This is a genomic window from Streptomyces humidus, from assembly GCF_014649655.1.
Classification (GTDB): domain Bacteria; phylum Actinomycetota; class Actinomycetes; order Streptomycetales; family Streptomycetaceae; genus Streptomyces; species Streptomyces humidus.
Genome location: NZ_BMTL01000026.1, coordinates 83,188 through 107,540 on the forward strand (window position 1 = coordinate 83,188; position 24,353 = coordinate 107,540).

The following is a 24,353-nucleotide window of genomic DNA, read 5'->3' on the forward strand; positions in this document are numbered from 1 at the left end:
GGTGTTCGGAAGAGATGGCGGGCTGTTCAGTGGCCGCGGGCGATCCACTCGTCGAGGTGGGGCGCCTCGGCCCCGATGGTGGTGGTTTCGCCGTGACCGGTGTGGACGGTGGTGTCGGCGGGGAGCCTCAGCAGCCGGTCCCGGACGGAGGCGATGATGTCGCCGAAGTCCGAGAAGGAGCGGCCGGTGGCTCCGGGACCGCCCTGGAAGAGGGTGTCGCCGGAGAACAGGGCGTTCAGCTCGGGCGCGTGGAGACAGACCGCGCCGGGCGAGTGGCCGGGGGTGTGGAGCACGGTCAGTTCGACGCCGGCGACCGTCAGCGTCTCGCCCGCGAGCAGTTCCCGGAAGCCGGGCGCCTCCTCGCCGTGCGCCATCTTCCACAGCACTGTGTCGGCCGGGTGGAGCAGGATGGGCGCGCCGTGGCGGGCGGCCAGGGCGGGGGCTGCGTTGACGTGGTCGTTGTGGGCGTGCGTGCACACGACGGCGACCAGGCGGCGCTCGCCCACGGCGGCCGCGATCGCGTCCGCGTCGTGCGCGGCGTCGACGACGAGCACCTCCTCGTCGTCGCCGATCAGCCAGACGTTGTTGTCGACCTCCCAGGCGCCGCCGTCCAGTTCGAAGGTGCCGGAGGTGACGAGGCGCTCGACGCGGGCGTTCACAGGACCACCACCGAGCGCAGGACGTCGCCGTGGTGCATCTTGGTGAACGCGGCCTCGACGTCGTCCGGGCCGATGGTCTCGGTGACGAACCCGCCGAGGTCGAAGCGGCCCTGGAGGTAGAGGTCGATCAGGGCGGGGAAGTCGCGGGAGGGCAGGCAGTCGCCGTACCAGGAGGACTTCAGCGCGCCGCCGCGCCCGAACACGTCGAGCAGGGGCAGTTCGAGAGTCAGCTCCGGAGTGGGGACGCCCACCAGGACGGCGGTGCCGGCCAGGTCGCGGGCGTAGAAGGCCTGTTTGAAGGTCTCGGGGCGGCCCACCGCGTCCACGACGACATCGGCGCCGAAGCCGCCGGTGAGTTCGCGGATCGCCTCGACGGCGTCGGTCCTGGAGGAGTCGACGGTGTCGGTGGCGCCGAACCGCTCGGCCCACTTCAGCTTCCGCTCGTCGACGTCGACGGCGATGATGCGGCCGGCGCCGGCGACCTTGGCGCCCGTGATCGCGGCCATGCCCACCCCGCCGCAGCCGATCACCGCGAGGGAGTCACCGCGTCCTACGCCGCCGGTGTTGACCGCGGCGCCGAACCCTGCCATCACACCGCAGCCGAGGAGGCCGGCGGCAGCGGGCGCGGCGATCGGGTCCACCTTGGTGCACTGTCCGGCGGCGACCAGGGTCTTCTCTGCGAAGGCGCCGATGCCGAGGGCCGGGGAGAGCGGGGTGCCGTCGGCCAGGGTCATCGGCCGGGTGGCGTTGTGCGTGGCGAAGCAGTACCAGGGCCTGCCTCTGCGGCAGGCACGGCAGTCGCCGCAGACGGCTCGCCAGTTGAGGATGACGAAGTCGCCGGGGGCGACGTCGGTGACGCCCTCCCCGACCGACTCCACCACGCCCGCGGCCTCGTGGCCGAGCAGGAACGGGAACGCGTCGCCGATCCCGCCCTCCCGGTAGTGCAGGTCGGTGTGGCAGACACCGCAGGCCTGCACCCGCACCAGCGCCTCTCCGGGGCCGGGGTCCGGCACCAGGACGGTCTCGACCGAGACCGGGGCGCCCTTCTTGCGGGCGACGACGGCGCGTACCTCGTGTGTCACGGTCGATCTCCTCGTCGGGGGGCGGCCGAATCCGTGCTTCGGCCGGATGTGCGGGAGGGCGGGAGGACGCCGGTCGCTCCCCGGAGCTGCCGGCGAGGAAGGGCGGGAGTGTCTTCGTCGGCGCCCGGCCGGAGACCGTGGCCGAGCCATCGTTCACCGGCCATTGAGTTTCGTATAGCGCAACCATCATCGCCATGAGCAACGATGAGCAAACTGTCTCCTTGGCGGCACTCACTGTCAAGAGGTCGGCCGCGCCGACTTGTCCGCTCCCCCTCCTGAGGCGCGCTCTCCCCCGGACGGGAGCGGCCGTGCGACCGTGCGGGCGACCGGTTCCCGCCGGCGCCGCCCCGCCTCGCGAACGCCTCGGGATCCGCGGCCTGCTCCGACAGGGCGAGCCCGTGGGCCACGACGGCATGTCCGGCGAACGACGGCCCGCCCTCGGAGAACGAGTCGGGCGTGACGTTCACGACGCCCATGACCGGCGTCCGGCCGGGCCGGGGAAGCCCCTGCGGACACGGGTCCGGAGTTCCCGGATGCGATGGCGCCTCGACGGCGGGGGCCGTGACGATCACTGGTGTGCGGCTTTCGACGCGCTGACAGGACCGCGCGGGCAGGACGTGGTCGCCTCCCTGCCGCACACAGCCCTGTGGGAGCCCCTCGCCGGAGCTCCCACAGGGGGACGGGGTCGCCCCCGCCGGGGTGACTCAGACGTACTCCGTCGCCGCGTCGAGCAGCCAGTCCGCCAGATATCCGGCGAACGACGAACGGACCAGGACCCAGAAACCCGAGCCGGGCTCCTCGCGCGCGACCAGGACGACCTGGGTGCGCCCCAAGGTGGTCTGGGCGCAGCGGCCGGAACCGAAGACCCGCGGGTGCAGGTCCAGCGAGCAGCCGTGGGCCAGCAGGTCACGGGCTCCTCCGCCGGCGACGAGGACCGTGGTGCGCTGCGCGGAGACGTCGGTGACCGAGACCGGCTCCGCACCCGCGGCCTCCCGGATCCGGTTCTCCAGTTCGCGCTCGCGGCCCGGCGGTCCCACGAGCAGCCACTCGTCGGGGCCGAGCCAGAGCGCGGTCAGCTCCCCCGCGCGGGCGACGGTGTCGGGCTCCAGCGGCAGGGGCAGGCCCAGCGCGAGGCCGATGGCGTCGGCCGCGGCCCCCTTGGCGTCGACACGCACGTCGAGCTGTGTGAGGAAGGGGAGTTCGGCCAGCCGGATGAGGCCCCGGGAGGCGCGGGTGGCGGCGGCCAGCCGGTCGGCGACCCGGGACAGCGGGCTGCGGGGCCGGGAGGTCAGGGCGGTGTCAGCCATCGCGGCGGGCTCCCTCGGGGTCGTAGAGGACGGGGCTCGCGACGGTCACGGGGACCATTCGGTCGCCCACAGGGGCGTAGAGCCGCTCGCCGATGCGGTCCCGGCCGCCCTTGACCAGGGCGAGCGCGAAGGTCCGGCCGAGAGCGGCGCTGCGGTAGCTGGAGGTGACGTGGCCGAGCATCGGGACGGGCGGGGCCGGCAGTTCGACGTCGGCCACCAGGTGGGTGCCCTCGGGCAGGAAGGCGGCCGGGTCCTCGGGGAGGAGGCCGACCAGGTGCTTGCGGTCGGGGCGCACCGTGTCGGCGCGGGCGAACGAGCGCTTGCCGATGAAGTCCGGCTTCTTCTTGGAGACCGCCCAGCCCATGCCGAGGTCCTGCGGGGTGACCGTGCCGTCGGTGTCCTGGCCGATGATCGGGTAGCCCTTCTCGGCGCGCAGGACGTGCATGGTCTCGGTGCCGTACGGGGTGATGCCGTACGGGGCTCCGGCCTCGTACAGGGCCTCCCAGACGGTCAGCGCCTCCCACGGCGACACGTTGATCTCGTATGCGAGTTCGCCGGAGAAGCTGATCCGGCAGACCCGGGCCCCGACGCCCGCGACGGTCGTCTCACGCCAGGCCATGAACGGGAAGTCCTCGTTCGCGACGGCGAGTTCGGGCGCGAGGGAGCCGATCACCTCTCGCGACCTCGGGCCGACCAGGGCGACCGTGGCCCACTGCTCGGTCACGGAGGTGCAGTGCACCTTCAGTTCGGGCCACTCGGTCTGGAGCCACTCCTCCATCCAGTCCAGCACCGCGGCCGCGTTGCCGGTCGTCGTGGTGACCAGGAAGCGGTCCCGGTCGACTCGGATGACCGTGCCGTCGTCGAAGACCATGCCGTCCGGGCGGCACATGACGCCGTAGCGGATCATGCCGACCTTCAGGGTGCTCATCATGTTCGTGTAGAGCAGGTCGAGGAAGACACCGGCGTCCGGCCCCTGCACGTCGATCTTGCCGAGGGTGGAGGCGTCCATGAAGCCCACGCCCTCGCGGGTCGCGGCGCACTCGCGCAGCACCGCGGCCTCCATGTCCTCGCCGTCCCGCGGGTAGTACCAGGGGCGCTTCCACTGGCCGACGTTCTCGAAGAGCGCCCCTTGCCCGACATGCCACTCGTGGAGCGCGGTCGTGCGGACCGGGTCGCTGAGCACGCCGCGGTCACGGCCGGCGAGGGCGGCGAAGGAGACCGGTGTGTACGGCGGGCGGAAGGTCGTCGTGCCGAGGGACGAGACGTCCACGCCGAGGAGTTCGGCGACGACACCGCTCGCCAGCACGCCGGAGGTCTTGCCCTGGTCGTTGGCGGTGCCGGCCGTGGTGTACCGCTTGGTGTGCTCCACCGAGCGCAGGCCGGCGCCGGTCGCGCGGGCCAGGTCGGCCACCGTGACGTCGCGCTGGAGGTCGACGAACCGGGGGGCGTCCGACTCGCCCGGGACGACGTACACGTGCATCGCCGGGGTCGGCCGTGGCTGTGCCGGCACGGCGGGCAGGCGGGGTGCCTCGGGTGTGTACCCCTCGGCCTCGATCGCGCGGGCGCCGGCGGCGGCGCCCTGGGCGAGGACGGCGGCCGGGTCGAGGACACCGCTCGCGCTGCCCACGACCTCGACGGCCTGACGACCGGTGTCGGGCACGAAGGAGCCCAGGGTCTCGTCGTGGCGCAGCTTGCCGCCGGACTGGCTGAACAGGTGCGCGGCCGGGTTCCAGCCGCCGGAGACCAGCAGCAGGTCGGCGGCGAACTCCCGCTGCCCGGCGGACTCGCCGTACGGGGCGACGGTCACGGCGGTGAGGCGGGACTCGCCCTCCGTGCCGGTGACGGCGTGACCGGCCAGGACCTCGATGCCGGCCGCCCTGGCGTGCTCGGCCCACTCCCCCGGTTCGGCACGGGTGTCGACGATCGCCGCGACGGCCAGGCCTGCCGAGACGAGGTCCAGGGCCGCCGCGTAGGCGCTGTCGTTGGTGGTGAACACGACCGCGTGGCGACCGGGCAGGGCGCCGTGCCGGTTGACGTGGGTGCGGGCCGAGGAGGCCAGCATCACGCCGGGGCGGTCGTTGTCCGGGAAGGCCAGCGAGCGCTCGTGGGCGCCGGTCGCGAGGACGACGCGGCGGGCGCGGATGCGCCAGACGCGTTCGCGGGAGACGTTCTCGGGGGCCGCGCCGCCGAGGTGGTTGGTGCGGCGCTCGACGGCGAGGAGGTGGTTGTCGTCGTAGTAGCCGAAGACGGTCGTGCGGCGCAGGACCCGGACCTCCGGGGCGGCGTCGAGCAGGACGGCGGTCTCGCCCACCCAGTCGAGGTGTTCGGCCGTGCCGAGAAGACTGCCGCCGGGCTCCGGCTGGTCGTCGGCGAGGATGACGCGGGCGCCGCTGTTCGCCGCCGCGGCCGCGGCGGCGAGCCCGGCCGGACCCGCGCCCACGACCAGGAGGTCGCAGTGCGCGTGCACGGCGTCGTAGCGGGCCGGGTCGGGTTCGGTGGCGAGGCGGCCCTGACCGGGGAGGCTCGTGGCGACCAGGCCGTCGTAGAGCTCGACGGTCGTTGCGGGGAGCATCGGCTCGGGGAAGGGTTCCTCGATCTGGACGACGGCGTTGGGCTCCTCGACGCCGGCGGAGAAGACGCCCCGTGGGCGGCCGAGCTTGATGCTGGTGCCCGCCTGGATGACGCCGTTGGCGAGGAGGGCGGAGGCGAGGGTGTCGCCCCGGTGGCCCTGGTACTGCGTGCCGTCGAAGGTGAAGGTCAGGAGGGTGTCGCGGTCGATCCGGCCCCGGGTGGGGTGGCGGAACGGCTGGATCCTCCCGCCCCCGCCCGCCCCGTCCTGAAGGGGCTGCGCCCCTTCGGCCACGATCGCCGGAGCCGCGCCCGCGGACTCCCCCGCGGCCCGGACGGTCTCGTCCCCGAACGCCGGGCGGGCGGAGAGCGCGGGCTTCGCGTCGGGGGTCGCGGGGCGGTCCTCGCCCGTGCGGTACACCGACAGGATCTCGTTCGTCGAGGTGTCGCGGACCGCGTTGAACCAGCGGCGGCAGCCCGCCGCGTGGCTCCATCGTTCGGCGAACGGGCCCTTGGTGTTCTCGCGGAAGAAGAGGTAGCGGGCCCACTCCTCGTCGGTGAGGGCCGAGGGGGTCTCGGGGTAGGCCACGTGGGCCTGGCCGCCGTAGTGGAACTCGGCCTCGTCGCGGGGCCCGCACCACGGGCAGGGGATCAGCAGCATGGTTGGGCTCCCTAGTGGGCCACCGCGGCCGCGCCGTGCTCGTCGACGAGCGCGCCGGTGGTGAAACGGTCGAGCGAGAAGGGGGCGTTGAGGGCGTGCGGGGTGTCGTGGGCGATGGTGTGGGCGTAGACCCAGCCGACGCCCGGGGTGGCCTTGAAACCGCCCGTTCCCCAGCCGCAGTTGAGATAGAGGTTGTCGACCGGGCTGAGCCCGACGATCGGCGAGGCGTCGGGGCTGACGTCGACGATGCCGCCCCAGGTGCGCAGGACGTGCGCGCGGGCGAAGACCGGGAAGAGCTCCAGGGCCGCGGCCATCTGCTCCTCGATGATGTGGAACGCGCCGCGCTGGGTGTACGAGTTGTAGGCGTCGATGCCCGCGCCCATCACCAGCTCGCCCTTGTGCGCCTGGCTGACGTACACATGGACGGCGTTGGACATCACGACCGTCGGGTGCACCGGCTCCAGGAGCTCGGAGACCAGGGCCTGCAGGGGGTGGGACTGGACGGGGAGCCGGATGCCCGCCATGGCGGCGAGGACCGAGGTGTGTCCCGCAGAGCACAGCGCGACCTTGCCGGCCGCGATGCGGCCCCGGGTCGTGCGGACGCCGACGACCCGGTTGCCGACCACGTCGAGGCCGGTGACCTCGCAGTTCTGGATGATGTCGACGCCGGCCGCGTCGGCGGAGCGGGCCAGGCCCCAGGCCACGTGGTCGTGCTTGGCGATGCCGGCGCGCGGCTGGTAGGTGGCGCCGAGGACCGGGTAGCGCACGTCCTGCGAGATGTTGACGATCGGGCAGACTTCCTTGACGCCGTCGGCGTCGAGCCACTCCGCGTCCACGCCGTTGAGGCGGTTGGCCTCCACGCGGCGCACGCTGTCGCGGACGTCCTGGAGGCTGTGGGCGAGGTTCAGCACGCCGCGCTGGGAGAAGAGGATCGGGTAGTCGAGCTCCTCCTCCAGTCCCTCCCAGAGTCTGAGGGCGTGCTCGTAGATGCCGGCGCTCTCGTCCCACAGGTAGTTGGAGCGGATGATCGTGGTGTTGCGGGCCATGTTGCCGCCGCCGAGCCAGCCCTTCTCCAGCACGGCGACGTTGGTGATGCCGTGGTTCTTCGCCAGATAGTGGGCGGTGGCCAGGCCGTGTCCGCCGCCGCCGACGACGACCACGTCGTACGACTTCTTGGGCTCGGGGTCGCGCCACAGCCAGTCGGGGTGTTCGGGGAGGTCTGCGCCGGGGGTGCGGGGGCTCATCGGACGTCTCCGTCTTCCGAAAGGTACGGATACTGCGGGTGCTGGGGGACGTGCGCGTTCATAGGGCGGTGGCGTTCCTCTCGGCGGCCTCGACGACGTTGGCCAGCAGCATCGCGCGGGTCATGGGACCGACCCCGCCGGGCATCGGCGCGATCCAGCCGGCGACCTGGGCGGCGTCCGGGTGGACATCGCCGACCAGGCCCTGCTCGGTGCGGGTGATGCCGACGTCCAGGACGGCCGCGCCGGTGCGCAGCATGTCCTTGGTGATCAGCCCTGGCGAGCCGGCCGCCGCGATGACGATGTCGGCCTCGCGGGTGTGCCAGGCCAGGCCCTTGGTGCCGGTGTGGCACAAGGTGACGGTGGCGTTCTCGGAGCGGCGGGTGAGGAGCAGGCCGATGGGGCGGCCGACCGTGATGCCGCGGCCGACGACGCAGACCCGGGCGCCGTCGAGCGGTACCCCGTGGCGCCGCAGGAGTTCGACGATGCCGCGAGGGGTGCACGGCAGCGGGGCGTCGACGCCGAGGGTGAGCCGGCCGAGGTTGACGGGGTGCAGTCCGTCGGCGTCCTTGGCCGGGTCCATGCGTTCCAGGACGGCGTTGGCGTCGAGGTGGCGGGGCAGCGGGAGCTGGACGATGTAGCCGGTGCAGGCCGGGTCGGCGTTCAATTCGTCGATGACGTCCTCGACCTGCTGCTGCGTGGCGTCGGCGGGCAGGTCGCGGCGGATGGAGGCGATGCCGACCTGGGCGCAGTCGCGGTGCTTGCCGCCGACGTAGGCGCGGCTGCCGGGGTCGTCGCCGACCAGCACCGTGCCGAGGCCGGGCGGGCGGCCGGACGTGGCGGTCGACTTGGCCACGCGCTCCGTGAGTTCGCGGCGGATGTCGGCGGCGGTGGCCCTGCCGTCGAGCAACTGTGCGTTCACCGGCGGTGTTCCTTCCCTCGTCGGCCGTGGCCGGGGATCAGCCACGGAGGCGGGACATGGTGGGGTCGAACAGGGGTTCCTCGGTGACGACCGCCTCGACGCGCTGGTCGAAGTAGCCGATGTGCAGCACAGTTCCGGGGGACGTCAGCTCGGCCGGGAGCCAGGCGTAGGCGATGCCCTTGCCGATGGTGTAGCCGTAGGCGGCGCTGGTGACGTAGCCGACCGGCCGCTCGCCGTCGAAGACGGGTTCCTTGCCCAGGACGACCGAGCGGGGGTCGTCGACGACGAGGCAGGACAGCTTGCGGCGAACGTTCTCCTTGCGGCGCAGCAGCGCGGCCTTGCCGATGAAGTCGTCCTTGTCGAGCTTGACGGCGAAGCCGACGCCGGCCTCGTAGGGGTCGTGCTCGTAGGTCATGTCGGTGCCGAAGGAGCGGTAGCCCTTCTCCAGGCGCAGGCTGTTGAAGGCGCCACGGCCGGCGATGACGCCGCCGAGGGGCCGGGCCGCCTCCCAGAGGGTGTCCCAGAGCTTGCGGCCCTGGTCGGCGGTGGTGTAGAGCTCCCAGCCGAGTTCGCCGACGTAGCTCAGGCGCATGGCGGTGACGGGCACCGAGCCGATGTAGGCGGTCTTGGCCCGGAAGTACTTCAGTCCTTCGCCCGAGAAGTCGGCGTCGGTGAGAGGCTGCAGGACCTTGCGGGCGAGCGGGCCCCACAGGCCGATGCAGCAGGTGCCGGGGGTGATGTCGCGGACCTGGACCGTGCCGTCGGCCGGGAGGTGGCGGGTGATCCAGTCCAGGTCGAGGTTGCCGTTGGCGCCGATCTGGAAGGTGTCGCGGGCCAGCCGGGCCACGGTGACGTCGCTGCGGATGCCGCCGTCGTGGTCGAGGAAGAGCGTGTAGGTCACCGAGCCGACGGATTTGGCGACCTTGCCGGTGCACAGGCGCTCCAGGAGGTCGGCGGCGCCGGGGCCGCTCACCTCCAGGCGCTTGAGGGCCGTCATGTCGTACATCGCGACGGTCTCGCGGGTGGCCTGGGCCTCGGCGCCGACGATCGGCGACCAGAACCGCGCGGCCCAGTCGCCCGGGGTCGGGATGCTGCGGCCGTCCACGAGGCCGGCGTTGGCCTCGTACCACTGCGGACGCTCCCAGCCGTTCGCCTCCAGGAAGACGGCGCCGTGCTCCTGCTGGCGGGCGTGGAAGGGGCTGGTGCGGATCGGGCGCGGGTCCCCGGGCGGCTGGAGGGGGTGGATGATGTCGTAGACCTCGACGAAGTTCTGGCAGTCGCGGGCCAGGACGTACTCCGGGGACAGCTGGTGCGGCTCGAAGCGGTTGAGGTCGCACTCGTGCAGGTCGAAGGAGGAGCAGTAGCCGTCGACCAGCCATTCGGCCATGGCGCGTCCCACGCCGGCGGAGTGGGTGACCCAGACGGCCTCGGCGACCCAGAAGCCCTTGACGTCCCGTGACTCGCCGAGGAGCGGGAAGTTGTCGGTGGTGAAGGAGAACAGGCCGTTGATGCCCTCCTCGACCTTCGCCTCCTTCGTGGCGGGGAGGAGCGCCTGGGTCTCGGTCCAGGCGTCCGCGAAGTCGTCCTCGGTGAACTTCAGGACCGACGGCATGCCGTCGGCCTCCTCCACGGAGAGGATCTCGTCGGCGGTGACGGGCATCGGGCGGTGGCCGTAGTAGCCGATGCCGATGCCGTCGAAGCGGTCGCGGTAGTAGAGGTCGGCGTCCTGGTGGCGCAGGATCGGCCGGACCGCCTCCTCGGTCTGACCGGCGAGTGCCGGGATCGGGCCGGTCCAGGCGAGCTGGTGGGCGAGCGGAGTCAGCGGGAGGTTCATCCCGGCCATGCGGGCGATCTTCGGGCCCCAGATGCCGGCGCAGCACACGACGATGTCCGCCGGGATCTCGCCCTGGTCGGTCAGGACGCCGGTGACCTCGTCGTCGGCCGTCAGGACGTCGAGGACCTCGTGGCGGGCCAGGAAGGTCACGCCGCGCTCGGTGGCCCGGCGGATCTGGGCCTCGACGGCGAGGACGGCCTTGGCGAGGCCGTCGGTGGGGACGAGGAGGCCGCCGAGGACCTTGGCGGGATTGACCAGCGGGTGCTGCTGCAGGCATTCGTCCGCGGTGAGCAGGCGGGCGTCGATGCCCCAGGCGGTGATCCAGCCGTGCCGGCGGCGCAGTTCGGTCAGGCGCTCGGGGGTGGTGGCCACTTCGAGACCGCCGACCTGGAGGAAGCAGGGCTTGCCGTCCACGTCGAGGGAGCAGAACTTCTCGACGGTGTACCGGGCCAGTTCGGTCATCGTCTTGGAGGAGTTCGTCTGGAAGACCAGGCCGGGGGCGTGTGACGTGGAGCCGCCGGTGGCGGGCAGCGGGCCCTGGTCGACCACGGTCACCTCGGTCCAGCCTCGCGCGGAGATCTCGTCCGCGAGAGCCGCGCCCACGACTCCCGCTCCGATGATGACCACTCGGGGTCCCGCCATCGCCGCACCTCCGTCTGTTGATCAGCCGTGCCGATCGAGTTGCTGTTTACGCAACGCGGTTCAGGTTGCGCAACTCAATGTGCCTTCCGCGCAGGTGGGTGTCAAGGGTCCCGAGACCTCGGGAAAACAGGCCGGAACACGGCGATGCCCGGTGGGCGGCGCGCATCCCGCGCACACCGCCCACCGGGCATGAACCGACCGGATTCCCGCTTCCGGTCCGCGCTCCTACTTGACCCAGGCGTCCACCTTGGCGCGGTTGGCGTCGACCCACTTCTTCGCCGCGGCCTCCGGGGTCATCTTGTCGACCGCGATGTACTTGGCCACCGTGTTCTGGTCGTCGTTCGTCCAGTTGAAGTTCTTCACCAGGTCGTAGGCGGGACTGCCGGACTTGGCGAACTTCGCGCTGACGATCTTGTCCAGGTCGTACACGGGGTAGTCACAGGCGACCTTCTCCGCGTCGGCGTCGCAACCCGCCTTGTACGGGGGCAGGTTCACCTTCACCAACGGCACCTCGGACAGGAACCACTGCGGCTCGTAGAAGTAGCCGATCACCCATTCCTTGTTCTTCTCGGCCTTGCGGTAGGCCTGGATGAGCGCCGTCTCGCTGCCCGCGTACACCACCTTGAAGCCCAGCTTCAGGTTCTTCACCAGAGCCTCGTCGTTGGTGACGTACGACGGGTCGCCGTCCAGGAGCTGGCCCTTGCCGCCCGACTCGGAGGTCTTGAACTCGGCCGCGTACTTGTTCAGGCTCTTCCAGTCGGTGATGTCCGGGTGGGCCTTCGCCAGCCACGGCGGCACGTACCAGCCGATGATGCCCTTGTTGCCGGTCGAACCGGCGGGGACGGCCGTCTTCTGCCCGTCGATGTACTTCTTCTTCAGGTCGTCGTGACCCCAGTTCTCCAGGACGGCGTCCACCTCGCCCGTCCCGAACCCCTGCCAGGCGATCTCCTCCTTCAGGTCCTTCTTGGTGACCGTGCAGCCCAGGTCGTGCTGCGCGACGTACGCGACGACCGCCGCGTCCGCCTCGTAGCCCACCCACGGGTTGACCGCGAGGTTGAACGCGCCGCACTTGCCCGAGCCGCTCGAACCGCCGGCGTCCGAGGAACTGCTCCCGACCTTCGCACCGCCGCAGGCGGTGAGGGTGAGGCCGAGGACCGCTGCGCCGGCCGCGCCGGCTCTCCATCGTCTTGCTTGCCTTGCCATGATCAGTTTCTCCTTATGCGCCGGCACGCCGCGCCGCTGCTTGAGTGATCCGGTCGAACATGACTCCGAGAAGGACGATGGCCAGCCCAGCGGCGAGCCCCTTTCCGAACAGTTGGCCCTGCGAGAAACCGGCCACGACGTCGTAGCCGAGGGCGCCCGCGCCCACCAGGCCGCCCACCACAACCATCGACAGCACGTAGATCAGGCCCTGGTTCGTGGCGAGAGTCAGGGCGCCGCGCGCCATCGGCAGCTGGACCTTGGTGATGATCTGCCAGGTGTTGCACCCGGCGGAGGTGGCCGCCTCCACGGTGGTCTCGGGCACGTTCCGCACCCCGTCCGCGATGATCTTTATTGCGACGGGAGCCGCGTAGACGATCGCGGCGACGATCGCCGTGAAACGGGTCGCGCCGAAGAGCGCGAGGAACGGCACCAGATAGACGAACGGCGGCATGACCTGTGCCGCGTCCAGGCTCGGCCGCAGTACGCGGTCCACCAGCCGGCTGCGGCCCATCCAGACGCCGAAGCCGATGCCGAGCAGCATCACGAGAATGGTGGCGACCACGGTCGAGGCCAGGGTCGTCATGCTGTCCGACCACATCCCGGTGGCGACCAGCAGTCCCACGCACACCGCGGTGGTGATCCCGGCCCGGCGGCCGCCCAGGACGACGCCGAGCGCGACCAGCACGGCGCCGACGAGCCACCAGGGGGAGTCCGTGAGCAGCGACTGGAACGGGTTGAGCAGTCCGTTGGTGATCAGGTCGCGGACGGTGTTGGTGACGCCCGAGAGGTTGTCCTGCACCCAGGTCGTCGAGGTGTCCGCCGCACCCGCGATGGAGCTGCCCAAGCCTCCCTCGCCGGGGAACTCGGCCGCCCACACATAGGTGTGCGACATGAAGACCAGGACGGCCGTGAGGACCGCTCCCGCGCCGAGCAGCGGCCGCCGCCAGGCGAGGAACCGGTTCTTCGAACGCCGGGCCTCCTCCTCGCGGGTGCTGGCCGCGGTCGTCACCCGGTCGAGGACGATCGCCATGACGACGATGGACAGGCCCGCGTTGAAGGCCGTGCCCACGTCGAGCGACTGCAGCGCCTGGACGACGGTCTTGCCGAGGCCGGGAGCGTCGATGAGGGCCGCGATGGTCACCATGGCCAGGGCGGCCATGATGGTCTGGTTGACGCCCATCACCACGGTCCGCTTGGACATCGGCAGCAGGACCTTCAGCAGGGCCTGCCGGCGGGTCGCGCCGAGCGAGTCGGCCGCCTCCACCGTCGTCTCCGGCACGGTCCGGATGGCGTGCGCGGTGATCCTGATCGCCGGCGGCGCCGCGTAGATCACCGTGGCGATGGTGGCGGAGGCTCCGCCGATGAGGAAGAACAGGGTCAGTGGGGCCAGATAGACGAAGGTCGGCATCGTCTGCATGAAGTCCAGCAGGGGGGTGACGACCCGGTTGACCCGGTCGGACAGCCCCGCCCACACCCCCAGGGGGATCGCGAACAACAGCGCCACGAGGACCGCGGAGACGGTGAGCGCCAGGGTGTCCATGCTCTCCTGCCACAGGCCCTGCAGGCCCAGGAAGGTGAAGCCCGCCACGGCCAGCAGGGCGACCCGCCAGTTGCCGAAGGCCCAGGAGACGTAACCCGCGATGCCGACGACGCCGAGCCAGCCGATCTGCGGGAGGGGGCGGCCGGCGGAGGGCTGGGAGATCAACTCCTGCACGAAGGTGACCAGGTGGTCGATGACCAGGCGGATCTCGTTGAAGAAGTACAGGAACAGGGGGTTGGAGTTGCGGTTCGCGCCGATCGAGTCGTTGACGTCGTTGAACCACCGGTGCAGATCGGTCAGGTCGGCCGCCGCGAGCGCGAGGGTCTGCCTGCCGCGCAGGACGACGAAGAGCACCAGCCAGACGACCAGGATCGCGCCGATCACCAGGGGGCGGCCGATCCTGCGGGCCTCCCCGGCCGGGGCCGGCTCCGGCCCCGGCCGGGTCGCCTCCGGTTTGCCCGGCGGCTCGGTCTTCTCCACGACGACGGTCATCGGGCGCCGCCTTCCTGTCCGGCGACCACGGCGAGGATCTCCTCGTCGCCGACGATGCCGAGCAGTTTGCCGTTCTCGACGACCTTGACGGGCTTGTCGGCCGCGAGCACCGCCCGGGTGGCTTCCTTGACCACGACGTCCGGGCCCAGCTCGGGGCCGTCCAGGGCGTCGCCGTCCTCCGCGGGCCGCATGATCCACCGCAGGGTGAGCACGTCGCCGCGCGGCACGTCCTTGACGAACTCGCGGACGTAGTCGTCGGCGGGGGCGCCGACGAGTTCGTCGCCCGTGCCGCACTGGACCATCTTGCCGTCGCGCATGATCAGGATGCGGTCGCCCAGCTTGAGGGCCTCGGAGAGGTCGTGGGTGATGAAGACCATCGTCTTGCCGACCTCGTGGTGAAGCCGGATGACCTCGTTCTGCATGTCACGGCGGATCAGCGGGTCGAGCGCCGAGAACGGCTCGTCGAAGAGGAGCACGTCCGGCTCGCCGGCCAGCGCGCGGGCCAGCCCGACGCGCTGCTGCATGCCGCCGGAGAGCTGGTCGGGGTAGGACTTCTCGTAGCCGGCGAGGCCGACGAGTTCGACGACCTCCTGGGCCCGCCGGACGCGCTCCGCCCTGCTCATGCCGCGGATCTCCAGGCCGAAGGCCACGTTGTCGACGACCCGGCGGTGCGGCAGCAGCCCGAAGTGCTGGAAGACCATGGAGAACTTGCGGCGGCGCAGATCGCGCAGGCGCCTGTCGTCGGCCTGGCGGATGTCCTCGCCCTCGAAGACGATCTCGCCCGCGGTGGGCTCGATCAGCCGGGTCAGACATCGCACGAGGGTGGACTTGCCGGAGCCGGACAGGCCCATGACGACGAAGACCTCGCCGGGCGACACGTCGAAGTTCACGTCGCGTACGGCGGCGGTGCAGCCGGTGCGGTCCATCAGCTCGCGGCGGGTGAGCCCGCACAACTCCTCGGACCCGGGCACCCGGTCGGCCTTCGGCCCGAACACCTTCCACAGCCTGCGCACGGAGATGACCGGGGTGGGACCCGAGTCCTGGGGCGTGCCGCGCCGCGGCGGCACCTCGGTCTGGGTGGTCATGTTCGGCCTTCTTTCGGCGGTCAGCCGCGGAACCAGCGCTGCGGCCGGGGTTGGATGTTCTGCCAGATGTGTTTGGGCTCTCGGTACTCGTTCAGGCCGGTCGGTCCCAGCTCCCGGCCCACACCCGAATGCCCGAAACCTCCCCACTCCGCCTGCGGCACATAGGGGTGGTAGTCGTTGATCCACACGGTGCCGTGCCGCAGCCGCCGGGCGACCCGCTGCGCCTTGCCGGCGTCCTGCGTCCACACCGCGCCGGCCAACCCGTACTCGGTGTCGTTGGCGATGCGCACGGCGTCGTCCTCGCCGCTGAAGCGCTCCACGGTGAGCACCGGGCCGAACGACTCCTCGTGCACCACACGCATGTCCTGTCGGCACTCGTCGAGAACGGTGGGCAGGTAGTAGTGGCCGCCCGCCAGCGCGGGGTCGCCGGGGCGTTCGCCGCCGCAGCGCAGGACGGCGCCTTCGGCGAGGCCGGCCGCGACATACGCCTCGACCTTGTCCAGGTGCTGCGCGGAGATCAGCGCACCGGTCTCGGCCTCGGGGTCGTAGGGGCCGCCGAGCCGGATGAGCCGGGCGCGCCGGACGACCTCGTCGACGAAACGGTCGTGCAGGCCGTCCTCGACGATCAGGCGGGCGCCGGCCGAGCACACCTGTCCCGAGTGCAGGAAGACCGCGGTGAGGGCGAAGTCCACAGCCGTCTCGAAGTCGGCGTCGGCGAAGACGACGTTGGGGTTCTTGCCGCCGAGTTCGAGCGCGACCTTCTTCACGGTCGCGGCGGCGGTGGCCATGATGTGCCTGCCGGTGGCCAGACCGCCGGTGAAGGAGACCATGTCGACGTCCGGGTGCTCGGAGAGCGGCGCGCCGACCTCGGGCCCGGCGCCCAGCACGAGGTTGGCGGCGCCCGCCGGCAGCCCGGCCTCTTCCAGCGCCCGCATCAGCAGGACGGAGGTGGAGGGGGTGAGCTCGCTGGGTTTGAGGACGATCGTGTTGCCGGCCAGCAGCGCCGGGGCGACCTTCCAACTCGCCTGCAGGAGCGGGTAGTTCCAGGGAGTGATCAGTGCACACACCCCGATCGGCTCGTAGACGACCCGGCTGACGGCGTCGTCGCGGCCGGTGTCGATCACCCGGCCGGCGTCGGTGCCCGCGAGACCGCCGTAGTAGCGGAAACAGGAGACGACGTCGGCGATGTCGTACTCGCTCTCCACCACCCGCTTGCCGGTGTCGAGCGACTCCGCGCGGGCGAAGCCCTTGGCGTCGCGCTCGATGATGTCGGCGGTGCGCAGCAGCAGTGCGCCGCGCTCCCGCTCGGGGGTGCCCGGCCAGGGGCCGGCGTCGAAGGCCTCCCTGGCCGCGGCGATGGCCGCCTCGGTGTCGGGTCGCGTCCCTTCCGAGACGGTCGCCGTGAGCGTGCCGTCAGCGGGACACCGGATCTCGCGGTGACCACCGGCCACCGGAGCCCGCCATTCGCCATTCACATACAGGTCTGCCACGCGCCGAGCCTTCCGACTGAAATTCGTTGCGCATCGTGCACCCGATTGCTTGTGATGGAACACCCTGTCGGCTGACCAGGCGAACGTCAAGATGTTCAGGGATGACGATTTGGACATGCGGCCACTTGACCGCCCACCCTTGACCGCAGGCGGCGCCGAGCCGACCATGTTGCGTATCGCTCACCTTGTTGTGCAATACGCACCGACGGAGGCCGCCCATGTCCCCTCGACCGCAACCTGGCCGTGAGTTCGTCCTGACGCTTTCCTGCCCCGACAGCGCGGGGCTGGTTCACGCCGTGAGCGGCTTCCTCGTCAGGAACTCCGGCAACATCCTGGAAAGCCAGCAGTTCGACGACCGACTTCAGGGCCGGTTCTTCATGCGGGTCCACTTCGACGTCTCCGACCCGGACGTCGGCCTGGAGAGCCTGCGGTACCGCTTCGGCCCCGTCGCCCAGGCCTACGGCATCTCGTGGTCCCTCAGCGACGCCTCCACGCCGACCCGGACCCTGATCATGGTGTCCAAGTTCGGGCACTGCCTGAACGACCTTCTCTTCCGCCAACGGGCGGGCGCGCTCAACATCGAGATCCCCGCGATCGTCTCCAACCACCGGGATTTCGAGAAGCTCGCGCAGACGTACAACGTCCCCTTCCACCACGTCCCGGTGACCCGGGACAGCAAGCCGGACGCCGAGGCGCGGCTGCTCGAACTGGTCCGTGACCTCGACATCGACCTGGTGGTGCTGGCCCGCTACATGCAGATCCTCTCCGACGACCTGTGCAAGGAGCTGGACGGCCGCGCCATCAACATCCACCACTCCTTCCTGCCCAGTTTCAAGGGTGCACGCCCTTACGACCAGGCCTACGACCGCGGCGTGAAGCTCGTCGGCGCGACGGCGCACTACGTGACGTCCGACCTCGACGAGGGCCAGATCATCGAGCAGGACGTGGTCCGGGTGGACCACTCGCTGGACCCCGGCGAGCTGGTCACGGTCGGCCGGGACGTGGAGGCCCAGGTGCTCGCGCACGCGGTGAAGTGGCACAGCGAGAACCGTGTCATGGTCGAGGGCAACCGCACCGTCGTCTTCCGCTGAACACCGCGACGTCCGTATACGAACGCCGGACGGGCCCGAGGGCCCGTCCGGCGTCCGGCGTCCGGCGACGTGGGAGAGGGAGTGTGCTCAGTCCTCCAGGCGGTCCAGCAGGGCCCGCCGCCACCGCTCCGTCTCCGCGATCTGGTTGAAGGTGAACAGGTGCAGCCCCGCCACCCGGGACCCGGGGTCGGCGAGGGCGTCGCGCGCGCGGCTGAGCAGCTTTTCGGGCGCATAGCCGCCGGGAGCGGCGAAGCGCAGGAACCACGACGGGTGCCGGGTCAGAAAGCGGGCCGACTCCCCCACCCCGATCTTCGTCGCCATGGCGAGCAGCTTCGCCCGCTGCACGGGCCCCGCGACGCCTACGTGGACCGGCAGAGTCACCCCCCGGCGTCTCACCCGCAGGAGCCAGTCCCCGAGCACCCGCGGGTCGAAGCAGAGGTTGCTCACGATGTACGTGGCGTGCTCGCGCTTGTCCCACATCGCCTGGACGGTGACGTCGTCGTGGATGAGCGGATGGCTCTCGGGGTATCCGGTCACCCCGACCCGGGCGAACGGCCCGCCCAGCTCGCTCAGCCGGCGCAGCACCGGCAGCGACCCGTGGTAGGGCCCGGCCGGCGGGTCGGCGTCGCCCGCGGGGACGAACACGTCGTCGACGCGCGCCTCGCGCAGCCGGTCCACGACCTCCTTCAGGTGCAGGTCGTCCCGCAGCAGCCGGGCGGGGACGTGCGGGACCGTACGGTACCCGTGCGCGGCCAGCCGGCCGGCGAGGTCGAGGGTCGGTTCCAGGCCCTTGACCGGTGACGCCGTCACGGTGACGACGACGTCGCGCGGGACGTGGGCGAGGACCTTCTCCTCGGTGGCCCTCGCCGGCAGCACCTCGTAGCGGACCGTGCTCAGCAGCGCGCGCAGCCCTGCGGCGGCCAACGTCTACTCCGCCTGCTTCTGGATGTCACGATGGCGGTAGTACGCGGCCTTCGAGGCGGCCAGGGGCTGCTTGCCCAGGATCAGGTCGGCGGCCTTCTCCGCGATCATCATCACCGGTGCGTAGATGTTGCCGTTGGTCACGTACGGCATGACGGAGGCGTCGACCACCCGCAGCCCGTCCACGCCGTGCACACGCATGCTGGTGGGGTCCACGACGGACATCTCATCGGTGCCCATCTTGCAGGTGCAGGACGGATGCAGGGCCGTCTCACCGTCCTTGGCGACCCAGGCCAGGATCTCCTCGTCCGACTCGACGGACGGTCCGGGCGAGATCTCCCCGCCGTTGTAGGGGGCGAGCGCGGGCTGGTTGAGGAGCTTGCGCGCCACCCGGATCGCCTCGACCCACTCCCGGCGGTCCTGCTCGGTGGAGAGGTAGTTGAAGCGCAGGGCGGGGTGCTCCCTCGGGTCCCGGCTCTTGATCTTCACCGAGCCGATGGCGTCGGAGTACATGGGTCCGACATGCACCTGATAGCCGTGGCCGCCTGCGGGCACGGAGCCGTCGTAGCGGACCGCGATCGGCAGGAAGTGGAACATCAGGTTGGGGTAGTCGACGTCCTCGTTGCTGCGGGCGAACCCGCCGGCCTCGAAGTGGTTGGTGGCGGCCGGGCCCTTGCGGAACAGCCACTGCAGCCCGATGAAGGGCGCCCGCCACTTCGCCAGGTAGGGCTGCATGGAGACGGGCTGCGTGCAGGCGTACTGGATGTAGACCTCCAGGTGGTCCTGCATGTTCTCGCCGACGCCCGGGAGGTCGTGGACGACGTCGATGCCGAGGGACCTGAGTTCTTCGGCGTTGCCGACGCCGGAGAGCTGGAGCAGCTGGGGTGAGTTGATCGCGCCGCCGCAGAGGATGACCTCCGTGGCCCGGACCTGCTTGGGGGCGCCCTTGCCGCGCCGGTATTCGACGCCGACGGCCCTCTTGCCCTCGAAGAGGACACGGGTGACGAGGGCGCGGGTGGTGACGGTGAGGTTGGGCCGGCTGCGGACGGGCTTCAGGTACGCCTTCGAGGCCGAGAGCCGGCGACCGCGGTGGACGTTGCGGTCGAACTTGGCGAAGCCTTCCTGCCTGAAGCCGTTGACGTCGTCGGTGGGCGCGTAGCCGGCCTCCTCGGTGGCCTTGAGGAAGGCCCCGAAGAGCGGGTTCGTCGCCGGGCCGCGTTCCAGGACGAGGGGGCCGTCGTGGCCGCGGAATTCGTCGTCGGGTTCGGCCGCGAGACAGTTCTCCATGCGCCGGAAGTACGGCAGACAGTGCGCGTAGTCCCAGGTCTCCATCCCGGGGTCGGCGGCCCAGCGCTCGTAGTCCATGGGGTTGCCGCGCTGGAAGATCATGCCGTTGATGCTGCTGGACCCGCCCAGCACCTTGCCGCGCGCGTGATAGACGCGCCGGCCGCCCATGTGGGGCTCCGGCTCGGATTCGTACTTCCAGTCGTAGAAGCGGCTGCCGATCGGATAGGTCAGCGCCGCGGGCATGTGGATGAAGACGTCCCACGGGAAGTCCGACCGGCCCGCCTCCAGGACCAGAACCCGGTTCGCCGGGTCGGCGGACAGCCTGTTTGCCAGTGCACTGCCCGCGGAACCACCACCGACGATGACGAAGTCGTACTGCACAGGAGCCATGGTGCCTCGTCTCACTCGCGCCGTAGATATGCGTGGCATGCTAGACCTGGCAGCGCCATACGCACCAGGTTGCGAACGGCGCAACTTATGGAACTTCGTTTCGGACCGGTCGATTACAGCCGCGTTGTATACTGCGCATATAGTTGCACTATGAGCAACTACAGTGTGGGCGCCGAAGCGTCGGGTTCACCCACGGGCGGGGTGCAGTCGGTGGACCGCGCCATCAGCGTCCTCGAGATCCTCGCGCAGCGCGGCGAAGCCGGGGTCAGCGAGGTGGCTGCCGAGATCGAGGTGCACAAGTCGACGGCCTTCCGGCTGCTCGGCGCCCTGGAGGCGCGCGGCCTCGTCGAGCAGGCCGGCGAGCGCGGCAAGTACCGGCTCGGGTTCGGCATCGTGCGCCTGGCCGGCGCGGTCACGGGCCGCATCGACATCACGCAGCAGGGTCGTCCCGTGTGCGAGCGGCTGGCCGAGGAGATCGGCGAGACCGTCAACATCGCCGTCATGCAGGAGCGGTACGCGATCAACCTGTACCAGGTGCGCGGGCCGGGGGCCGTCACCGCGCACAACTGGGTGGGCCAGTTGACTCCACTGCACGCCACGTCGAGCGGCAAGATCCTGCTGGCCCACCTCGCGGAGAAGGAGCGCGCCGAGCTGCTGTCCGCCGCGGGCATGAAGAAGGTCACCCCGCACACCGTCACGGCGAGGACGAAGCTGGAGAAGGGCCTCGTCACCGCCCGGGAGCGGGGTTACGCCTTCACGCTGGAGGAGTTCGAGATCGGCCTGCACGCCATGGCCGCGCCGGTGCGCAACCGGGACGGCGAGGTCGTCGCCGCCCTCAGCGCCTCCGGGCCCTCCTACCGGTTCACCGAGGAGCGGCTGCACGAACTGTCCCCGGTGCTGGTCGAGGGCGCGGCCGAGATCAGTCACCGCATGGGTTTCCTCGGCTGAATCACCCCTGAGGAGTGCCGAGGCGCTCGTTCACCCAGTCATGGAAGGCGCCGATGTGGTGCTCGCTGGGCACCAGCACGCCGCCCCCGGTGTACAGCCGGGAGCTCATGCCGGGCTGGGTGCGCTCACAGGCCTCGAAGTCCTGACGGTTGACCCGGTCGAACAGCTCCACGGACCGGCTGACGTCCTTGCCGCTCTCCACGACGTGCGGCAGATACAGCCAGTCACACTCGACGACCGTACGGTCGGCCGCCATCGGATACATCCGGTGGAAGATCACATGATCGGGCACCAGGTTGACGAACACCTGCGGCTTCACCGTGATCGCGTAATAACGGCGGTCCTGCTCCTCCGCCACCCCCGGAATCCGGTCCAGACCCTCCGAACCGTCGACCGTGAACCCCCGCACCTCCTCACCGAACTCCGCCCCGTGACCCACGTAGTACTGAGCGGCATACCCGTCCGCGAACTCCGGCAGCACCTCGGTCAGCTCAGGATGGATCGTCGCACAGTGATAACACTCCATGAAGTTCTCGACGATGAGCTTCCAGTTCGCCCTCACGTCGTACGTGATCCGCCGCCCGACCGACAGACCGCCGACGCCGTACCGCTCGATCGACTCGACGTCACCCAGGCGCTCCACGACCGCGCCCTGCACCTCCTCCTCGAACGACGGCGGCTCGTCGGCCAGACACACCCACACATAACCGAGCCACTCCCGCACATGAACGCCGGCCAGACCGTACGCGGTCCGGTCGACGTCCGGCATCGACGTCAGGTTCGGCGCAGCGACCAGCCTGCCGTCCAGACCGTACGTCCAGGCATGGTACGGACACTGGAAAGCCCGCTTGACCTCACCGGACTCCTCCGTGCAGAGCCTGGCCCCACGGTGCCGGCAGACGTTGAAGAACGCACGCACCGAACCGTCCCGGGCCCGGGTCACAAGGACACTCTCCCGCCCGACCTGAAACGTGCGGAAAGCACCCGGCTTCGCCAGATCGGAACCACGGGCCACACAGAACCACATGGCCTCGAAGATGCGCTCCTGCTCCTGGGCGAAGACCGCCGGATCGGTGTAGGAGGAGCCGGGAAGAGTGGCGATCAGGCTGTCGGGCAGGCTGCTCGAGGTCACGTGTCACTCCTCGGTGAACGTCGCGAAGGGGTCATTCGTACGCCGGGAGGAACGGCTCCGGGCGGCGTTGTGCATGGAGCAACGCTGCGCGCTGTGGGCTACCGCAGCATGGGGTGACGCCGGGGCGCCGTCAAGACACGGCGGCGGCCAGTTGCTTGCGGGCCCGCATGAACAGCCGCGGCTGGTTCATCCCGAGCACGGCGACCGGACGGCCGTCGCGCCGGTAGACGGCGAGGACGTCGCGGTCGTCCGCCGTGCCCGCCTCGACGGTGACGCTGTCGGCCTCGGCCGCGTGGCCGGCGAACTGGATGCGAACGCCGTACTGGTCCGACCAGAAATACGGCGGCCTGGGTACGCCGGGCTCGACCGCACCCCCCGCCAGCAGGGTGGCGACGGCCGCCTCCGGGCGCTCGCGCGCGCCGGTCCAGTGCTCCACGCGGCGGTGGTGGCCGGCCCGGGGGTCGTACCAGTTGGCGCAGTCGCCGACCGCGACCACCCCGGCGAGGCTGGTACGGCCGTCCGCGCCGCACTTCACGCCGTTGTCGAGGGCGATGCCGGAACCCTCCAGCCAGCCGACGCACGGGTGGGCGCCGACGCCGACGACCACGAGGTCGGCGGGGAGCGAGCGGCCGTCCTCCAGCAGAACGGCGTCGACCCTGCTCTCCCCGCTCAGCCCTTTGACCCCGACGCCGCACAACAGCCGCACACCGTGGTCCGCGTGGAGGCCGGAGACCACGGCGCCCATGGCCGCGCCGAGCGGCCCGGCGAGCGGGGTCGGGGCCGCTTCCACCACGGTCACGTCCAGACCGAGGGCGTACGCGGTGGAGGCGACCTCGGCGCCGATGAAACCGCCGCCTATCACCACCAGGCGTCCGCCGCGGGCCAGTTCGTCCCGCAGGGCGCGGGCGTCGTCCAGGGTGCGCAGGGTGTGCACTCCGGCGAGGCCCGCGGAGCCGGGCAGGGTGCGCGCCACGGCGCCGGTCGCGATGACGAAGCCGTCGGCGCGCACCTCGCGTCCGTCGGCGAGACGGACGGCGCGCGCGACGTGGTCGAGGCCGGTGGCGCGGGCGCCGAGCAGCCACTGTGCCGCCAGGTCCTCGCCCTCCGCCTCCAGGGCGAGTTCGGCCTCGCCGAGGGCGCCCGCCAGGAACTCCTTGGACAGCGGGGGCCTGTCGTAAGGGCGGTGCAGCTCGTCCCCGATGACGACCAGGCGCCCGTCGAAGCCCTGCTTGCGCAGCGAGCGCGCCGCCGACAGTCCGGCGAGGGAGGCGCCGACCACGGCGACGGTCCTCACGCGGGACCCCCGGCGAGCCGGGCGGAGACGCAGGGCGGCAGGTTCGGCGCCTCGGTGGAGAGCCGGACGTAGATCATGTCGTTCTCGACGGCGACCTCGTGCGTGCGGACCGGCAGCTTCGCCGGCGGCGAGTCGACCGCACCGGTGCGCAGGTCGAACTTGGAGGCATGCAGGGGGCATTCCACCTCGCAGCCCTCCAGCCAGCCGTCGGCGAGCGAGGCGTCCTGGTGGGTGCAGGTGTCGTCGATGGCGAAGAGCTCGCCGTCGTCGGTGTGGAACACCGAGACCGGCGGGTCGACGTCGAGCCGGAAGGCCTCGCCTCGCGGGAGATCCGCGAGACGGCACGCGGGAATCATCATGACACCTCGGTGCGTATAACGAAACGGTTTGCGGTAAGCGCAACATCAGTCTGGAGTCGCCCAGAACCCTTGTCAAGGCATTCAGAGGCCCCTCTGAGTGACTCAAGTCGTTGCGACATGCAAAACTCACCTCACATAGAACAACGAAAGCGTGTCGGGTCGCCTCGAGGCAACCGCGCGGCGCGGACAGGCACGCGAGCCCGGA

18 protein-coding genes are annotated in these 24,353 nt (G+C 70.9%); 2 read left to right on the forward strand and 16 right to left on the reverse strand.

Annotation, left to right across the window (positions count from 1 at the left end):
• Nucleotides 1-26: 26 nt before the first annotated feature.
• The 11 genes from IE239_RS27990 to IE239_RS28040 all read right to left on the reverse strand — a co-directional run bounded on the left by IE239_RS27990 (nucleotide 27) and on the right by IE239_RS28040 (nucleotide 16,726).
• On the reverse strand, nucleotides 27-659 hold the full coding sequence (locus IE239_RS27990) for an MBL fold metallo-hydrolase (protein ID WP_190152181.1): 633 nt from the start codon (nucleotides 657-659) through the stop codon (nucleotides 27-29).
• A complete protein-coding gene (locus tag IE239_RS27995) occupies nucleotides 656-1,741 on the reverse strand; it encodes an S-(hydroxymethyl)mycothiol dehydrogenase (RefSeq protein ID WP_190152182.1) in 1,086 nt (361 codons plus the stop codon). Before IE239_RS27995 ends, IE239_RS27990 begins: the two co-directional genes overlap by 4 nt.
• 704 nt (nucleotides 1,742-2,445) lie before the next feature.
• Nucleotides 2,446-3,048 carry a sarcosine oxidase subunit gamma gene (locus IE239_RS28000; protein ID WP_190152183.1) on the reverse strand — a complete coding sequence of 201 codons (603 nt, stop codon included), beginning with the start codon at nucleotides 3,046-3,048 and terminating at the stop codon, nucleotides 2,446-2,448.
• A complete protein-coding gene (locus IE239_RS28005) occupies nucleotides 3,041-6,277 on the reverse strand; it encodes a sarcosine oxidase subunit delta family protein (RefSeq protein WP_190152184.1) in 3,237 nt (1,078 codons plus the stop codon). Before IE239_RS28005 ends, IE239_RS28000 begins: the two co-directional genes overlap by 8 nt.
• Nucleotides 6,278-6,288: 11 nt before the next feature.
• The gene (locus IE239_RS28010; RefSeq protein ID WP_190152185.1) at nucleotides 6,289-7,521 is read right to left on the reverse strand and encodes a sarcosine oxidase subunit beta family protein; all 1,233 of its coding nucleotides are present in this window, start codon (nucleotides 7,519-7,521) and stop codon (nucleotides 6,289-6,291) included.
• A gap of 58 nt (nucleotides 7,522-7,579) precedes the next feature.
• Nucleotides 7,580-8,440 (reverse strand): bifunctional methylenetetrahydrofolate dehydrogenase/methenyltetrahydrofolate cyclohydrolase, encoded by an 861-nt coding sequence (locus tag IE239_RS28015; protein WP_190152186.1) that lies wholly within the window; start codon nucleotides 8,438-8,440, stop codon nucleotides 7,580-7,582.
• A 37-nt stretch (nucleotides 8,441-8,477) separates the two neighbouring features.
• Nucleotides 8,478-10,916, reverse strand: a complete 2,439-nt coding sequence (locus IE239_RS28020) for a GcvT family protein (protein WP_190152187.1) — start codon at nucleotides 10,914-10,916, stop codon at nucleotides 8,478-8,480.
• A gap of 225 nt (nucleotides 10,917-11,141) precedes the next feature.
• Entirely contained in the window at nucleotides 11,142-12,119 is a 978-nt protein-coding gene (locus IE239_RS28025; RefSeq protein WP_190152188.1) for an ABC transporter substrate-binding protein, read from the reverse strand.
• A 13-nt stretch (nucleotides 12,120-12,132) separates the two neighbouring features.
• On the reverse strand, nucleotides 12,133-14,151 hold the full coding sequence (locus IE239_RS28030) for an ABC transporter permease (protein WP_190152189.1): 2,019 nt from the start codon (nucleotides 14,149-14,151) through the stop codon (nucleotides 12,133-12,135).
• A complete protein-coding gene (locus IE239_RS28035) occupies nucleotides 14,148-15,236 on the reverse strand; it encodes a quaternary amine ABC transporter ATP-binding protein (protein ID WP_190152190.1) in 1,089 nt (362 codons plus the stop codon). Before IE239_RS28035 ends, IE239_RS28030 begins: the two co-directional genes overlap by 4 nt.
• 20 nt (nucleotides 15,237-15,256) lie before the next feature.
• On the reverse strand, nucleotides 15,257-16,726 hold the full coding sequence (locus IE239_RS28040) for an aldehyde dehydrogenase family protein (RefSeq protein WP_190152191.1): 1,470 nt from the start codon (nucleotides 16,724-16,726) through the stop codon (nucleotides 15,257-15,259).
• A gap of 218 nt (nucleotides 16,727-16,944) precedes the next feature.
• On the opposite strand from IE239_RS28040, the gene purU reads away from it, so the two are divergent.
• Nucleotides 16,945-17,817: a formyltetrahydrofolate deformylase gene (purU, locus tag IE239_RS28045; RefSeq protein ID WP_190152192.1), complete on the forward strand. Its 873-nt coding sequence runs from the start codon at nucleotides 16,945-16,947 to the stop codon at nucleotides 17,815-17,817.
• Between the two features lie 87 nt (nucleotides 17,818-17,904).
• On the opposite strand, the gene IE239_RS28050 is transcribed toward purU, so the two are convergent.
• A complete protein-coding gene (locus IE239_RS28050; RefSeq protein WP_190152193.1) occupies nucleotides 17,905-18,741 on the reverse strand; it encodes a methylenetetrahydrofolate reductase in 837 nt (278 codons plus the stop codon).
• A 3-nt stretch (nucleotides 18,742-18,744) separates the two neighbouring features.
• Nucleotides 18,745-20,415, reverse strand: a complete 1,671-nt coding sequence (betA, locus tag IE239_RS28055) for a choline dehydrogenase (RefSeq protein WP_190152194.1) — start codon at nucleotides 20,413-20,415, stop codon at nucleotides 18,745-18,747.
• 150 nt (nucleotides 20,416-20,565) lie between these two features.
• On the opposite strand from betA, the gene IE239_RS28060 reads away from it, so the two are divergent.
• Nucleotides 20,566-21,363 (forward strand): IclR family transcriptional regulator, encoded by a 798-nt coding sequence (locus IE239_RS28060; protein ID WP_190152195.1) that lies wholly within the window; start codon nucleotides 20,566-20,568, stop codon nucleotides 21,361-21,363.
• 1 nt (nucleotide 21,364) lies between these two features.
• On the opposite strand, the gene IE239_RS28065 is transcribed toward IE239_RS28060, so the two are convergent.
• The 3 genes from IE239_RS28065 to IE239_RS28075 form a co-directional block, all read right to left on the reverse strand.
• Entirely contained in the window at nucleotides 21,365-22,495 is a 1,131-nt protein-coding gene (locus tag IE239_RS28065; RefSeq protein ID WP_190152196.1) for an aromatic ring-hydroxylating oxygenase subunit alpha, read from the reverse strand.
• Between the two features lie 130 nt (nucleotides 22,496-22,625).
• Nucleotides 22,626-23,789, reverse strand: coding sequence for an NAD(P)/FAD-dependent oxidoreductase (locus tag IE239_RS28070; RefSeq protein WP_190152197.1), 1,164 nt, complete (start codon nucleotides 23,787-23,789; stop codon nucleotides 22,626-22,628).
• Nucleotides 23,786-24,148, reverse strand: a complete 363-nt coding sequence (locus IE239_RS28075; protein ID WP_190152198.1) for a bifunctional 3-phenylpropionate/cinnamic acid dioxygenase ferredoxin subunit — start codon at nucleotides 24,146-24,148, stop codon at nucleotides 23,786-23,788. The genes IE239_RS28070 and IE239_RS28075 overlap by 4 nt, the downstream gene beginning before the upstream one ends.
• Between the last annotated feature and the right edge of the window lie 205 nt (nucleotides 24,149-24,353).

Bases quoted from the DNA above. Each gene is read 5' to 3' on its own strand.
- IE239_RS28000 (WP_190152183.1), bottom strand. From the start codon at position 3,048: ATGGCTGACACCGCCCTGACCTCCCGGCCCCGCAGCCCGCTGTCCCGG.
- IE239_RS28005 (WP_190152184.1), bottom strand. From the start codon at position 6,277: ATGCTGCTGATCCCCTGCCCGTGGTGCGGGCCCCGCGACGAGGCCGAG.
- IE239_RS28010 (WP_190152185.1), bottom strand. From the start codon at position 7,521: ATGAGCCCCCGCACCCCCGGCGCAGACCTCCCCGAACACCCCGACTGG.
- IE239_RS28020 (WP_190152187.1), bottom strand. From the start codon at position 10,916: ATGGCGGGACCCCGAGTGGTCATCATCGGAGCGGGAGTCGTGGGCGCG.
- IE239_RS28025 (WP_190152188.1), bottom strand. From the start codon at position 12,119: ATGGCAAGGCAAGCAAGACGATGGAGAGCCGGCGCGGCCGGCGCAGCG.
- IE239_RS28030 (WP_190152189.1), bottom strand. From the start codon at position 14,151: ATGACCGTCGTCGTGGAGAAGACCGAGCCGCCGGGCAAACCGGAGGCG.
- IE239_RS28035 (WP_190152190.1), bottom strand. From the start codon at position 15,236: ATGACCACCCAGACCGAGGTGCCGCCGCGGCGCGGCACGCCCCAGGAC.
- purU (WP_190152192.1), top strand. From the start codon at position 16,945: ATGTCCCCTCGACCGCAACCTGGCCGTGAGTTCGTCCTGACGCTTTCC.
- betA (WP_190152194.1), bottom strand. From the start codon at position 20,415: ATGGCTCCTGTGCAGTACGACTTCGTCATCGTCGGTGGTGGTTCCGCG.
- IE239_RS28060 (WP_190152195.1), top strand. From the start codon at position 20,566: ATGAGCAACTACAGTGTGGGCGCCGAAGCGTCGGGTTCACCCACGGGC.
- IE239_RS28075 (WP_190152198.1), bottom strand. From the start codon at position 24,148: ATGATGATTCCCGCGTGCCGTCTCGCGGATCTCCCGCGAGGCGAGGCC.